13 protein-coding genes are annotated in these 13,176 nt (G+C 75.6%); 8 read left to right on the forward strand and 5 right to left on the reverse strand.

Features of this window, described 5'->3' with window-relative positions; translation table 11 throughout:
- Nucleotides 1–111 precede the first annotated feature (111 nt).
- Complete coding sequence (gene rsrA, locus GEV43_RS06180; protein ID WP_160819853.1) at nt 112–405, reverse strand: mycothiol system anti-sigma-R factor; 294 nt, start codon at nt 403–405, stop codon at nt 112–114.
- A gap of 92 nt (nt 406–497) precedes the next feature.
- Nucleotides 498–1,250, reverse strand: a complete 753-nt coding sequence (locus GEV43_RS06185) for a sigma-70 family RNA polymerase sigma factor (protein WP_175249992.1) — start codon at nt 1,248–1,250, stop codon at nt 498–500.
- A gap of 287 nt (nt 1,251–1,537) precedes the next feature.
- Between GEV43_RS06185 and GEV43_RS06190 the strand changes: the two genes are divergently transcribed.
- A complete protein-coding gene (locus GEV43_RS06190) occupies nt 1,538–2,548 on the forward strand; it encodes a methyltransferase domain-containing protein (RefSeq protein ID WP_309239479.1) in 1,011 nt (336 codons plus the stop codon).
- A gap of 151 nt (nt 2,549–2,699) precedes the next feature.
- Here the strand turns inward: GEV43_RS06190 and GEV43_RS06195 are convergent, their stop codons facing one another.
- Together GEV43_RS06195 and GEV43_RS06200 are read right to left on the reverse strand one after the other, a co-directional pair.
- Nucleotides 2,700–3,032, reverse strand: coding sequence for a TraR/DksA family transcriptional regulator (locus tag GEV43_RS06195; RefSeq protein WP_164717177.1), 333 nt, complete (start codon nt 3,030–3,032; stop codon nt 2,700–2,702).
- A 76-nt stretch (nt 3,033–3,108) separates the two neighbouring features.
- Nucleotides 3,109–3,918, reverse strand: a complete 810-nt coding sequence (locus tag GEV43_RS06200; protein ID WP_160819855.1) for an SOS response-associated peptidase — start codon at nt 3,916–3,918, stop codon at nt 3,109–3,111.
- A 112-nt stretch (nt 3,919–4,030) separates the two neighbouring features.
- Between GEV43_RS06200 and GEV43_RS06205 the strand changes: the two genes are divergently transcribed.
- The 3 genes from GEV43_RS06205 to GEV43_RS06215 all read left to right on the forward strand — a co-directional run bounded on the left by GEV43_RS06205 (nt 4,031) and on the right by GEV43_RS06215 (nt 6,382).
- Nucleotides 4,031–4,840 (forward strand): DoxX family membrane protein, encoded by an 810-nt coding sequence (locus GEV43_RS06205; RefSeq protein WP_160819856.1) that lies wholly within the window; start codon nt 4,031–4,033, stop codon nt 4,838–4,840.
- A gap of 127 nt (nt 4,841–4,967) precedes the next feature.
- On the forward strand, nt 4,968–5,552 hold the full coding sequence (locus GEV43_RS06210) for a sigma-70 family RNA polymerase sigma factor (RefSeq protein ID WP_160819857.1): 585 nt from the start codon (nt 4,968–4,970) through the stop codon (nt 5,550–5,552).
- Nucleotides 5,549–6,382, forward strand: a complete 834-nt coding sequence (locus GEV43_RS06215) for an anti-sigma factor (protein ID WP_160819858.1) — start codon at nt 5,549–5,551, stop codon at nt 6,380–6,382. The genes GEV43_RS06210 and GEV43_RS06215 overlap by 4 nt, the downstream gene beginning before the upstream one ends.
- 74 nt (nt 6,383–6,456) lie before the next feature.
- Here GEV43_RS06215 and cydB read toward each other — a convergent pair whose 3' ends face one another.
- Nucleotides 6,457–7,458, reverse strand: coding sequence for a cytochrome d ubiquinol oxidase subunit II (cydB, locus tag GEV43_RS06220; protein WP_160819859.1), 1,002 nt, complete (start codon nt 7,456–7,458; stop codon nt 6,457–6,459).
- A 162-nt stretch (nt 7,459–7,620) separates the two neighbouring features.
- On the opposite strand from cydB, the gene aroA reads away from it, so the two are divergent.
- From aroA to GEV43_RS06240, 4 genes are all read left to right on the forward strand, one after another.
- Nucleotides 7,621–8,901 carry a 3-phosphoshikimate 1-carboxyvinyltransferase gene (gene aroA / locus GEV43_RS06225; protein WP_160819860.1) on the forward strand — a complete coding sequence of 427 codons (1,281 nt, stop codon included), beginning with the start codon at nt 7,621–7,623 and terminating at the stop codon, nt 8,899–8,901.
- 52 nt (nt 8,902–8,953) lie between these two features.
- Nucleotides 8,954–9,946: a ribosome small subunit-dependent GTPase A gene (gene rsgA / locus GEV43_RS06230; protein WP_160819861.1), complete on the forward strand. Its 993-nt coding sequence runs from the start codon at nt 8,954–8,956 to the stop codon at nt 9,944–9,946.
- Between the two features lie 67 nt (nt 9,947–10,013).
- Nucleotides 10,014–11,630 (forward strand): serine/threonine-protein kinase, encoded by a 1,617-nt coding sequence (locus tag GEV43_RS06235; RefSeq protein ID WP_375539030.1) that lies wholly within the window; start codon nt 10,014–10,016, stop codon nt 11,628–11,630.
- Nucleotides 11,627–13,168, forward strand: coding sequence for an FAD-binding oxidoreductase (locus tag GEV43_RS06240; protein ID WP_206681076.1), 1,542 nt, complete (start codon nt 11,627–11,629; stop codon nt 13,166–13,168). Before GEV43_RS06235 ends, GEV43_RS06240 begins: the two co-directional genes overlap by 4 nt.
- Nucleotides 13,169–13,176: the final 8 nt, after the last annotated feature.

Below are 13,176 nucleotides of genomic sequence, written 5' to 3' on the forward strand. Positions count from 1 at the left end.
CCAGGTGCCAGGCCGTCCAGGCGGGCGGGCGGCCAGATGCTCGGGCCCCGGCGCGGTCAGGCGCTCGGGCCCCCGGGTGGCCAGACGCCCGTGCGGGCAGGGGCTCGGGGGTCAGGCGCGTTCGGTGGTCTTCGCGTCGCCGGACCGGATCTCGCCGCAGACCTGCTCGATGCGGCCGAGGACCTTGGCGCGCAGGTCGTCGGGGACGGGCTCGCAGCCGCAGGACTTGTTCACGAGCTTCTTGACGGCCTCTTCCAGGCCGTACTCCCGCAGGCAGGGCCCGCATTCGTCGAGGTGGTCGCGGACCTCGCCGCAGCCGCCCTCTTCGAGCTCGCCGTCGAGATAGGTGTAGACGCGGGCGAGAACCTCATCGCAGGGCGTCTCGTGGTGGTTGCCACAGCTCATGGCTCACTCACCCCTCGCAGGGCGGACGGCTCCGCCTTCCGGCCGGCCTCCGGGCCGGCCGCTCCGCTCACCGCGTCGGGTCCGTACTCGGGTCATGCCGACCCCTCCCTCGCGCGCGTAAGGCCGCGCTCCTGAGCGTAGTCCTCCAGCATGCCGCGCAACTGGCGGCGGCCCCGGTGCAGACGGGACATCACCGTACCGATGGGCGTGCCCATGATGTCGGCGATCTCCTTGTACGCGAAGCCTTCCACGTCGGCGAGGTAGACCGCGATGCGGAACTCCTCCGGCAGGTCCTGGAGGGCCCGCTTGACGTCGGAGTCGGGCAGGTGCTCAAGCGCCTCGGCCTCGGCGGACTTCAGCCCGCTGGAGGTGTGCGACTCGGCGCGCGCGAGCTGCCAGTCCTCGATCTCCTCGGTGGCCGACTGCTGCGGCTGGCGCTGCTTCTTGCGGTAGGAGTTGATGAACGTGTTGGTCAGGATCCGGTAGAGCCACGCCTTGAGGTTCGTGCCTTCCTTGAACTGGTGGAAGGACGCGAACGCCTTGGCGAAGGTCTCCTGTACGAGATCCTCGGCGTCCGCCGGGTTGCGCGTCATGCGCAGCGCGGCCGAATACAGCTGGTCCAAGAACGGGAGCACGTCGCGCTGAAACCGCTCCTGGCGCTGCTCCACGGTCTCCGTGGTGCCCGGTACCTGACCCACCCCCTTGGCTGTGGCGACGCCGGCGGCGTCGTACCCCACAGACGATATCGGGCCGCGCTGCCTGATCACGCCGCTGGGGGCCGGTGCCTGGCCCCGCGGCTCGCCCACCGTGGTATCCCCACGGTGCTCGGCAACGGCTGTGGTCATCTGCCTGCACCTCCGCTGTGCATTCCATCCCGCCCCGTCCATCCGGTGCGGCCGGGCGGGATTCTTTACCCCGGTCCGACCGTTCCGCGTAGACGGTTGTGAGACGGTGCAACGCCGGGACCGTCCCGTCGATTCCCTGACCGGGAGTGACGCGCGGAACAGGTTTCGCGGCCGACTCCGTACGGGGAGGGGACACCTCACCTCGACCTGTACGCAGGGTGATGACCGGGCCCTGACGGGGAAGAAGTCACATACACGGCTAGAACAGGAGCAAACCGTTGCTACCGGTGCCGGCGAGACCTCCCGAGCCCACCATCGCGAGCCTGCGCGACGCCCCCGGAGACGGCGCGGGCGACGGTGACTCCATGGCCCTCTACTGGACGTTCTACTGGGCGGTCGCGGAGGCGCAGATCGCCCGCTGGCTGCCGAGGCGGCCCTCCCGGGTGCTGGACGTCTCGGGCGGCGGCGGGCACAGCGCCGCCCAGGCCGCCGCGGCCGGGCATTCGGTGATCGAGGTGCTCGACCCCCTGGAGAACGAGCGCGAGCGCCTGGCCCCGGAGCGCCGCTCGAACGGCGCGGGGCCGGGCGCGTCCGCGCGGCCCGCCGCGCGGCCCGCCGAGGCGGACGGCCGGGCGGTCACCGGGTCGGGCAACGGGACCGCGGGGCAGGGCGCCGCCCGGTCCGGACGGGCCGCGGTCTGGGAGGCCGGCGCGCAGGGCGCGCAGGGGAACGGCAACGGCCGGCAGCCCGTGCCGGCGCGGCGCGGGCACGGCGGGCCGGGACGGGACGAGGGGCCGGTCCGGGTCATCGGCGAGGCCGGGTCGCTGGCGTTCCTCGGCGACGGGACCGTGGACGCGGTGGTCGCCGAGAACCGCGTGCTGTCGCGGCACCTGGTGACCGAGTCGACGGTCGCGGAGATCGCGCGGGTGCTGCGGCCGGGCGGCCGGGTGCTGCTGTCGGTCGACTCGCTGACGCTCGGGATGGCGCTGCTCGCCGAGCAGAACTGCTGGGCGCACCTGTCGGACGTGCCGAGCGCGGAGGTCGTGCTCGTGCCGTGGCCGGACGGGACGATCACCCGCTGCTTCTGGGCCGACCAGCTCCGCGAGCTGCTGACCGAGGTCGGCCTGGAGGTGGAGTGGATCAAGCCGCGCACGGTGCTGTCGCCCTCGACGGTCGAGCACGTGCTGAAGGCGTCCCCGCACGCGATGGCGCGGCTCGTCCGGACGGAGCTGAGCGCGCCGCCCGGGGACGAGTCCCTCGGCATCCACCTGGTGGCCAGCGCCCGCCGCCGCACCTGACCCGCGCGCGGCCCGCACGGCCCGCACGGCCCGCGCGACCCGCGCGCACGCGCCGGTCCCGGCACCCGGTGGTCTCCGGTGCCGGGACGGCCGCGCGGGGCGGTGCACGAGTGTCCGGTGGGCGGCGTCCCCCGAGTCGCCGCGGGTCCGGTCAGCGCATGGCGCGGTCGTGCTTGGTCTGGCAGGTCACGCACCTGGCGGCGTCGGGCCTGGCCTCCAGGCGGCCTTCCGGGACGTCCTTCCCGCAGCCGACGCACTGGCCGTAGGTGCCCTCGTCCAGGCGGGCGAGGGCGGCGTCCACGCCCTTGCGGTGCCGCTGGAGGGATTCCAGCGCGGCCTCGACGCGGTCGCTGTCGCAGAGGCCGGCCCCCGCGTCGGCCGCGGACGCGTCGCGCTCCGGGTGCTCCCCCTTCAGGATCGCGATCGAACGATCGAGGTCGGCGAGCATGGCCTCGAGGCGGGAACGGGCGGCGGCGGTGTCCACGGTGCTCCGATCTCCTCCCGGTGGGGGCCCGGGCAAGGGGGGAACGGTTCCGGCCGCACCGGCGACGCGACAGCGGTCAGAACAGGGTGTCGGAATGGTTGCCAGAACTGTTCCCGTTTGTGGAGGGTTCTATGAGTTCCGGCCCGTTGTTTTTCACGCTGTTCACGGCCTTTGATACGGGATAGGCCTCCATGGTGCCGCTCATGGCGGGGACCAGCAGCCCGCGGACCCGGTCGGGCTCGGTCAGCTCCGGGTCGAGCCAGTCGTCCCAGCGGTCCGGCTCGACGATCATCGGCATCCGGTCGTGGATCCGGCCGAGGTCGTCGGGCGCGTCGGTGGTGATCACCGTGCAGGTCCACACCCACTCGTCCTCGGGCGACTTCCACAGCTCGTAGAGCCCGGCCATGGCCATGACCGCGCCGTCCTTGGGGCGGATGTAGAACGGCTGCTTGCGCGGCTTGGCCTTGCTCTTCTTCTCCTTGGCGGCGGGGTCGGAGGGCGCGTCGCCCGCGGGCTCCTCGCCGTCCTGGAGGGTGTACCACTCGAAGTAGCCGTCGGCGGGCAGCAGGCAGCGGCGCTTGGCGAACGCCCGGCGGAACGAGGGCTTCTCGTCCACCGTCTCGGCCCGCGCGTTGATCATGCGGGAGCCGATGGACAGGTCCTTCGCCCAGGACGGGACGAGGCCCCAGCGGAGCGTCCTGAGCTGCCGGACGGCCTCGGCCTCCTCGGGGGCGTCCTTCGGCCGCCGGGTGAGGACGGCCGGGACCCGCTTGGTGGGCGCGACGTTGTAGTCCGGCTCAAGGGCCTCCTCGACGGCGTCCACCTGGACGCGGAACTCGTCCAGGAGCTCCTGGCGGGCACGGGCTGTGGCATATCGACCGCACATGCCCCCATCCTGCCCGGTCCGCCCGCGTCCCGCCCGTTCCGCGGGCCGTTTCCGGACGTCACGCCGGTGGGGGCGGTGCTTGAGGCGCGGCGCTGTGGGCATGGAGACGGACATGCGACCCATCACGACCCTGGCCCGCCCGTTCGTGGCGGCGCCGTACATCATGACCGGCCTGGAGACGCTCCGCGACCCGCGCACGCGCGCCGAGCAGGTCGCGCCCACGGTCAAGCCGATCGCCGACCGCGTCGACTGGCTGCCGAAGGACCCGGAGACGCTGGTCCGCATCGAGGGGGCGCTCAGCCTGGGGACGGGGGCGCTGCTGCTCACCGGGAAGTTCCGGCGGCTCACCACGCTGCTGCTCGCCGCGCAGCTCGTCCCCTCGCTCGCGACCGAGCACCGCTACTGGACCGAGGACGACCCCGAGCGCCGCGCCAGCGAGCGGTCCCATCTGCTGAAGAACGCCAGCCTGTTCGGCGCGCTGCTGATGGTGGCGACCGAGCCGCGCCGTTCGCCCCGGACCGCCGAGCTGCGGCGGCAGGTCCACGACGCGCAGGTGCGGGCGGGCGCGGAGAGCCGGGCGCTGCGCCGGGAGGCCGCGGTCGAGCTGCGCAACGCGCGCCGGGAGGCGGCCCGGCAGGTGCGGGACGCGCGCGACCTCGGCGGCCGGAAGGCGGCGAAGGGCGCGGCCAAGGGCGCGGCGAAGGCGGCGAAGACCGCCCGCAAGGTACGGACCGCGAAGGCGATCCAGGCGTCGAAGCCGGGGCTGCCGGGCAAGGGCCGCAAGGCGGGCAGGGCCGGGAAGGGCCCGGCGAAGTTCGGCAAGGCGGTGAAAAGCGGGAAGCTCGGCGGGTTCGGCAGGTCGAGCCGGAAGTCCGGGTTCGGGAAGGCCAAGGCGAAGGTCGCTGGGGCCGTCGGGGGCTGACGCGGTTTCCCGAAGGCGGCCTTAAAAGAGTCTCAAATCCGTTGAACCGTGGCCGGGCCGTCCCCGTACTGCCTGCTGACCGCCCGTTCCACCAGGGATCCTCCTCACCTGACGGAGACGCCCGGCCATGGCAGCACCCGGAACCACCGGCCGTCCGGCCGGGGGCCTGCGGAGCCCGATCCGCGGCCCCCGGCCGGCACCGGCCGCCGACGGCGAACGGCTCGCCGCCGAGCTGTACCGCGAGTACCAGCGGCCCCTGCTCGCGTTCGCGCTGCGCCTGACCGGCGGCGACCGGCAGTGGGCCGAGGACGTGGTCCAGGAGACCATGATCCGCGCGTGGCGGAGCCGGGACCGGCTCGACGCCCGCAGCGCGTCGCTGATGCCCTGGCTGGCGACCGCGGCGCGCCGCATCGTGATCGACCGGAGGCGGTACCGCGACGTCCGCCCGCCCGAGGTCGGCGACGGACCCTTGGAGAACGTGCCGACGGCGGACGGGCTGGACGGCCTGCTGCACAAGGTGGTCGTGGCCGACGCGTTGAGCGCGCTGTCCCCGGCGCACCGGCGGGTGCTCACGGAAACGGTCCTCCGCGACCGCACCGTCAACCAGGCTGCGGACGTCCTCGCGGTTCCCGTCGGGACGGTCAAGTCACGCGTCTACTACGCGCTGCGGGCGCTGCGCGCCGCTTTGGAGGAACGAGGGGTGACGGCATGACTTCCCGGGTCGAGCACACCGATGTCGGCGCCTACGCCTTGGGGCTGCTGGAGGAGGACGACCACAGGGCTTTCGAGGAGCATCTCCGCGATTGCGATGAGTGCGCGGCCGAGCTCAATGAAATGACGGGACTGGCCGAGGCGCTTTCCGGCGTCGCCCAATACACCGACGCGGGGGCCGAGGAACTGGTGGCGGACGAGCGGGAAGCCACGGGCGGCGCGGAAGCCGCGCCTCCGCGCGCCGCGGAACCGGCCGGCGGCGGGGACGAGCCGCCCGCGCAGGTGATCGACCTGCTGCGGAGGCGCCGTACGGCCGAGCGCCGGTTTCGCCGCGGGACGTACGTCATCGGCGCCGCGGCGGCGGCCGCCCTCTTCGCCACGGGCGTGACGGTCGGGACCTCGATCGGGAACGACGGCACGGCGTCCGTGCCGGACGGCGGGCACAGCGCGCACGGCGGCCCGCCGCAGGGTTCGGCGCAGGGGCCCGCGCAGTCCCTGGTCGTCTGGGGCGAACGGTACGAGGCCAAGGACGCGAAGACGGGCGCTTCGGGCGCCGTCGGCCTGGAGAGCAAGGGCTGGGGCACGCACGTCGGGCTGGAGCTGCGCAACGTGAAGGGGCCGCTGCGGTGCCATCTGGAGGCCGTGTCGCGCGACGGCGAGCGCAGCGTGGTGACCGGCTGGCAGGTGCCCGCCAAGGGGTACGGCGTGCCCGGCGCGCCGCAGCCGCTGGTCACGCACGGCGGCACGGGGATCCGCAGGCCGGAGATCGCCCGGTTCGAGGTCCGGATCGACGGCGGTGGCGGCGGGACGCTGCTGACGATCCCCGTGTGAGTTCGCCGGAGTCCCTGTGAGTTCGCCGGGGTCCCCGTGAGTCGCCGGGGTCCCTGTGAGCGGGGAGCCGTTCGTCAGGCCGGGACGCGGCGGGTGCCGACGCGCCTGCGGAAGATCCGGTACGTCCGGCCCTGGTGGATCAGCAGGAGCGGCAGGACGAACGCCGCGACCACGGTCGTGGTGCGGAGGGCGTCCGGGGCGGCGGAGGCGTTCGCGGCGGTGAGGCCGTGGGCCGGGTCGGTCGTCGAGGGCAGCGCGTCCGGGTACAGCGCCGCGAACAGCGTGACCGTGCCGAGGACGACCGCGGCGGCGGACAGCGCGAACGCCCGGCCGTCGCGGGCGGTCGCGGCGCGGCCCAGCGCGAGCGACCCCGCGAGCGCGAGGACGGCGAGGGCGCCGGTCACGGCGGAGGCGGCCGAGCCGTACCCGGCCTGCGTCCAGAGCAGGAACACCGCGGTCGCGGCGAGCGCCCCGCCCCCAACCTGCCGGGAGAGCCGCCGGGCCCGCTCCCTCAGCTCGCCGGACGTCCTCAGCGTCGTGAACGCCGCGCCGTGGAAGATGAACAGCAGCAGCGCGGCCGCGCCGCCGATCAGCGCGTAGACGTTCAGCAGGTCCCGGGGCGTCCCGGTGTGCAGGTGCCGGTCGTCCAGGGCGAGGCCCCGCACGACGTTGGCGGACGCGACGCCCCACAGGAACGCGGGAACCAGCGAACCGAAGAAGGTCACCACGTCCCAGCCGCGCCGCCAGGACGGGCCGGGCCGCACGTCCCGGCAGGCGAGCGCGACGCCGCGCGCGACCAGCGCGAGCACGATCGCCAGGAGCAGCGGGCGCAGGGCGCTGGACAGCGAGGCGCACCACGCGGGGAACGCGGCGTACATCGCCCCGCCCGCCGCGATCAGCCAGACCTCGTTGCCGTCCCACACCGGCGCGACGATCGCGGTCAGCACGCGCCGTTCGGCGTCGTCGCGGGCCAGGGCGCGCAGGAGGACGCCGACGCCGAGCTCGAACCCCTCCAGCAGGAGGTAGCCCGCGATGAGCGCCGCGATGGCGGCGAACCACAGGTCGTAGAGGTGCACCCGTTCCCCCCGGGGTCGGACGGCGGCCGGCACGGCGGGGCACGGCGGGCACGAACGTAGACCGGGCCCGCGCGGGCCGCCCGCGGTCGGGCCGATGGTTTCCCGAGGCTTGTCGCGTTCTTGCCTGTGGGGCTTCCCGGGCGCGCCCGATAACCTTGGGCCATGTCCGTTCCGCATTGGCCCGCCCCGGTCGCGCACGCGCCGGTCGACGCCACGGTGGCCCTGCCCGGGTCCAAGTCGATGACCAACCGCGCGCTGATCCTGGCCGCGCTCGCCGGGGAGCCGGTCCGCGTCGTACGGCCGCTGCGCAGCCGCGACACCGAGCTGATGGCCGGCGCGCTGCGCGCCCTCGGCGCCGGTGTCCGCGACGAGGGCGCCGACTGGCACGTGACGCCGCCGGCGGACGGCGCGCTCGCCGGGCCCGCGCGGATCGACGTGGGGCTCGCGGGGACGGTGATGCGGTTCCTGCCGCCGGTCGCGGCGCTCGCGACGGGCGCGGTGGCGATCGACGGGGACCCGCGCGCCAGGGAACGGCCGATGGGCCCGATCATCACGGCGCTGCGGACGCTCGGGGTCGAGATCGACGACGGCGGGCGGGCCGCGCTGCCGTTCACCGTCCGCGGCCGGGGCGCGGTGGACGGCGGCGCGGTGACGATCGACGCGTCCGGGTCGTCCCAGCTCGTGTCGGGCCTGCTGCTGTCGGCCCCGCGGTTCGCCAAGGGCCTGGAGGTACGGCACGAGGGGCCGCCCGTGCCGTCCGCCCCGCACCTGGAGATGACCGTGCGGATGCTGCGCGAGGCGGGCGCGGAGGTCGAGGCCGGCGAGGACGTGTGGCGCGTCGGGCCGGGCGCGCTGCGCGGCGGCGAGCGGGTCATCGAGCCCGACCTGTCGAACGCGGCGCAGTTCCTCGGGGCGGCGCTGGTCACCGGCGGGCGCGTCACGGTGCCGGGCTGGCCGGGCGACACGGCCCAGCCGGGCGACGCGCTGCGCGGCCTGCTCGCCGCGATGGGCGCCGAGGTCACGCTCGGCGCGGACGGGCTGACCGTGCGGGGCACGGGCGCGTTCCGCGGGATCGACGCCGACCTGCACGAGGTGGGCGAGCTGACGCCGGTGCTCGCCGCGCTCGCGGCCCTCGCCGAGGGGCCGTCCCGGCTGACCGGCATCGCGCACCTGCGCGGCCACGAGACCGACCGCCTCGCCGCCCTGGTGACCGAGCTGAACGGGCTCGGCGGCGACGTGCGGGAGCTGCCGGACGGGCTGGAGATCCGGCCGCGCCCGCTGCGCGGCGGCGTGTTCCGCACCTACGACGACCACCGGATGGTGATGGCGGCGGCGGCGCTCGGCCTCGCCGTCCCCGGCGTCCTGGTGGAGAACCCGGCGACCGTGGGCAAGACCATGCCCGGCTTCACCGACCTGTGGACGGCCATGCTGGGGGCCGCCTGATGCCGAGGACCGCCCGGATGCCGAGGACCGCCCGATGCTGAGGACCGCCTGAGTGGCCCGCCGTACGAGCGACTACGACGAGGACGACGTCCGGGTCCGGCCCGGCCGCCGGGGGTCCAGGCCGCGCACCCGCCGCCGCCCCGCGCACGAGGACGCGGTCGCCGGGTTCGTGACCGCCGTGGACCGGGGCCGCTACCGCTGCCTGGTCGGCGACCGCGCGGTGACCGCGATGCGGGCCCGCGAGCTCGGCCGCAAGGGCGTGGTCGTCGGCGACCGCGTCGCGCTCGTCGGGGACGTCTCGGGGCGGCCCGACACGCTCGCCCGCATCGTCCGGGTCGAGCCGCGCTCGTCCGCGCTGCGCCGCACGGCCGACGACACCGACCCGTTCGAGCGGATCATCGTCGCCAACGCCGACCAGCTCGCGATCGTGACCGCGCTCGCCGACCCGGAGCCGCGCCCGCGGATGATCGACCGGCAGCTCGTCGCCGGGTACGACGCCGGGATGGACCCGCTGCTCGTGCTCACCAAGGCCGACCTCGCCGACCCGGCCGAGCTGGTCGCCGCGTACGCGCCGCTCGGCGTCCCGTACGCGGTGACCGAGCGCGGCGGCGGCCTGGCGGACCTGCGCGCGCACCTGGCGGGCCGCACGAGCGTGTTCGTCGGGCACTCGGGCGTCGGCAAGTCCACGCTCGTCAACGCCCTGGTCCCGGACGCCGAACGGGCCGTCAGCCACGTCAACGCCGTCACCGGCCGGGGCCGCCACACCTCCTCGTCCGCGCTCGCGCTGGAGCTGCCGGACGCGGGGGGCTGGATCATCGACACGCCGGGCGTGCGGAGCTTCGGGCTCGCGCACGTCAAGCCGGAGAACGTGATCAACGCGTTCGAGGACCTGGCGGAGGGCGCGGCCGAGCGCTGCCCGCCGCTGTGCGACCACCTCCAGCCCGACTGCGGGCTCGACGCGTGGGTCGAGGAGGGGCGCGCGAGCCGGGCCCGGCTCGACTCGCTGCGCCGCCTGCTCGCGAGCCGCGAGGGCGAGCCCGAGTAGCGGGGCGGGCCCGAGTAGCGGGGGCGGGCCCGGGCGGGGGCGGGCCGCCGGTGTCCGCGCGCGCCGGGTGGCGCGCCCCGAACGTCGGTATCGTCCTCCCATGCCCCAAGTGATCGCAGCGCGCTACGAGCTGGTCGAGCTGCTCGGCCGGGGCGGGATGGGCGCGGTGTGGCGGGCCCGGGACCGCACGCTGGACCGCGAGGTGGCGATCAAGGAGGTCTCGCTCCCGCAGGGCCTGGACGGGGCCCAGGTCGAACGGGTCTACGCGCGCACGTTCCGGGAGGCGCGCTCGGCGGCCCGGCTCGACCATCCCGGCATCGTCACCGTCCACGACGTCGTCGAGGAGGACGGCCGCCCCTGGATCGTGATGCGGCTCGTCCCGGCGCCCGCGCTGGACCGGGTGGTGCGCGCGGAGGGGCCGCTGCCGCCCGCCCGCGTCGCCGCGATCGGCGCCGACCTGCTGGACGCGCTGCGCGCCGCGCACGAGGCGGGGGTCGTGCACCGCGACGTCAAGCCCGGCAACGTGCTGCTCACCCGCGACCGGGCGGTGCTCACCGACTTCGGCATCGCGACCGTGGCGGGCGACGAGACGCTGACGCAGGCGGGCGCGATCGTCGGCTCCCCCGCCTACCTGGCGCCCGAGCAGGCCCGGCGGCAGAAGGCGTCGCCGTCCTCGGACCTGTGGTCGCTCGGCGCGACGCTGTACGCCGCCGTCGAGGGGCATCCGCCGTACGTGCGGCCGGACGTGTGGGGCGTGATGGCCGCCGTGCTCTCCGACGAGCCCGACCCGCAGCGGCTGTCCGGGCCGCTGCGTCCCGTCCTGGACGGGCTGCTCCGCAAGGACCCGGCCCAGCGGATGCACCCCGACGAGGCGGGACGGCTGCTGCGGGAGATCGCGCAGGGCCCCGCGCGGCACGTTCCGGCGTGGGCCCCGCCGCACGGCGACCTCGCGCCGGGCCCGGCCAACCTCACGGCGCCGCCCGCGCCGGCGACCACCACGCACGGGGACGGGGACGCCGCCGGGGACGGGAGGCGCCCGGCCGCGCCGGCCCGCTGGGCGGTGATCGTCCCGGCGGCGGTCTTCGCGGCGGTGCTGGTCGCCGGCGTGGTCGCGGTCGTGATCTTCGTGAACGGCGGCGGGGACGGCGCGGGCGACCCGCCGTCCGGCCGTCCCAGCGCGGGCGCGTCCGGCTCGGGCCCGCGGTCCGGCCCGGCCCGCGGCTCGGGGTCCCGGGGGTCCGTCCCGGCCGGGTACCGGCTCTACAACGGGCCCGCGTGGGTCGCGGCCGTCCCCGAGGGCTGGAAGGCCGAGCCCGAGAGCCGGGACGTGACGTTCCGCGACCCGGACGGTGCGGCCACCCGCGGCATCTCCGTCCAGCGCGTCGCCGACGTCACCGGCAACGAGGCGAAGTGGCTCGACGACGCCGCCGCCCAGTTCAAGAACGACAAGGACTACCCGGACTACAAGCAGGTCCGCTATCAGGAGAATGTGCCGTTCCTCGGCGGGCAGGCCGCCGAGATGGAGTTCACGTTCACCAAGAACGGCAAGCCGGGGCGGGTCTGGACGCGGCTGTTCTCGTTCAACGGCGGCCTCTACGACATCGTCATGATCGCGCAGCAGGGGAACTGGGAGGCGAGCAGGCCGTACTTCACCACGTTCCTCGACACCTTCCGCGCGCCGTGACCGGGGACGGCGCGCGGCGGCGCGCGCTGCTCAAGGCGGCGGCGCTCGGCTCGGTCGCGGCCGGGGCGGCGGCGGCCGGGGCGGCGGCCGGGTGCTCGCCCGGCGGCGGGTCCGGACCCTCGGCGCGGCCGTCGTCCCGGCGCCCGCGGGCCACCGCCCCGACCGGGCCCGCCGACTGGGACGCCCTCGCGCGCGGGCTGGAGGGCAGGCTGATCCGGCCGGGCGACGCCGCGTACGCCGAGGCCCGCCGGCTCTACATCCCCCGCTTCGACCGGGTCCGTCCCGCCGGGATCGCCTACTGCGGGACGCCGGAGGACGTCGCCGAGTGCCTGGCGTTCGCGGCCCGGCGCAGGCTGCCGGTCGCGGCCCGCAGCGGCGGGCACTCCTACGCGGGCTGGTCCACCGGCACGGGCCTGGTCGTGGACGTGTCGCCGCTGGACCGGGTCCGTCCCGACGGCGACCGCGCGGCCGTCGGCGCGGGCACCCGCCTCATCGACCTGTACGACCGGCTCGCGGGCGCCGGGCTCGGCGTGCCCGGCGGGACGTGCCCGACGGTCGGCGTGGCCGGGCTGGCGCTCGGCGGCGGCCTCGGCGTGACGGGCCGGGCGTACGGGCTGACCTGCGACGTCCTGGAGTCCGTGCGGATCGTCACGGCGGACGGGCGGATCCTGGACTGCGACGCGCACCGCGACGCCGACCTGTACTGGGCCTCGCGCGGCGGGGGCGGCGGCAACTTCGGCGTGGCGGTCGAGTTCGCGTTCCGCACGCACCGGGTGGACGACGTCACGCCGTTCTTCCTGCGCTGGCCCTGGTCGCGCGCCGCCGACGTGATCCGCGGCTGGCAGCGCTGGGCCCCGTCCGCGCCGGACGAGCTGTGGACGAGCCTCCAGCTCAACACCGAGCCGGACGCCGGGACGCCGAGCATCGAGATCGCCGGAGTCGCGCTCGCGGGAGCGCGCGGCCACCTCGACCGGCTCACCGCGGCGGCCGGGAGCGACCCGAGTAGCAGCGACGTGCGGACCCGGCCGTACCTGGACGCCATGCGGCTGCTCGCGGGGTGCGCGGGGCAGACGACCGGGCAGTGCCACGCGCGCGGGACGCTCCCCGGGCAGAGCCCCGAGGGCCGGTTCCCCCGCACCGACTACGCGGGCGCGTCGCACATCGCGTTCAAGCCGCTGCCGGACGACGGGATCGACGCGCTGCTGCGCCGGTTCGCGCAGGGCAACGCGGTCGGCGACCGCTCGGTGCTGATGGACGCGATGGGCGGCGCGATCGGCCGCGTCGGGCCGGGCGACACCGCGTTCGCGCACCGCGCCGGGCTGTTCTGCGTGCAGTACCTCGCACCGGACGGGGCGTGGCTGCGCGGCGCGCACGGCGCGATGGAGCCGTACTGGGGCGGCGCGGCGTACGTCAACTACATCGACCCCGGCCTGCCGGGGTGGCGACGCGCGTACTACGGCGCGAACGCCGACCGGCTCGCCAAGGTCAAGGCCGCGTACGACCCGGGACGCCTGTTCCGCTTCCCCCAGGCGATCTAGGGGACGGG

Source organism: Actinomadura sp. J1-007 (genome assembly GCF_009793335.1).
Classification (GTDB): domain Bacteria; phylum Actinomycetota; class Actinomycetes; order Streptosporangiales; family Streptosporangiaceae; genus Spirillospora; species Spirillospora yumaensis.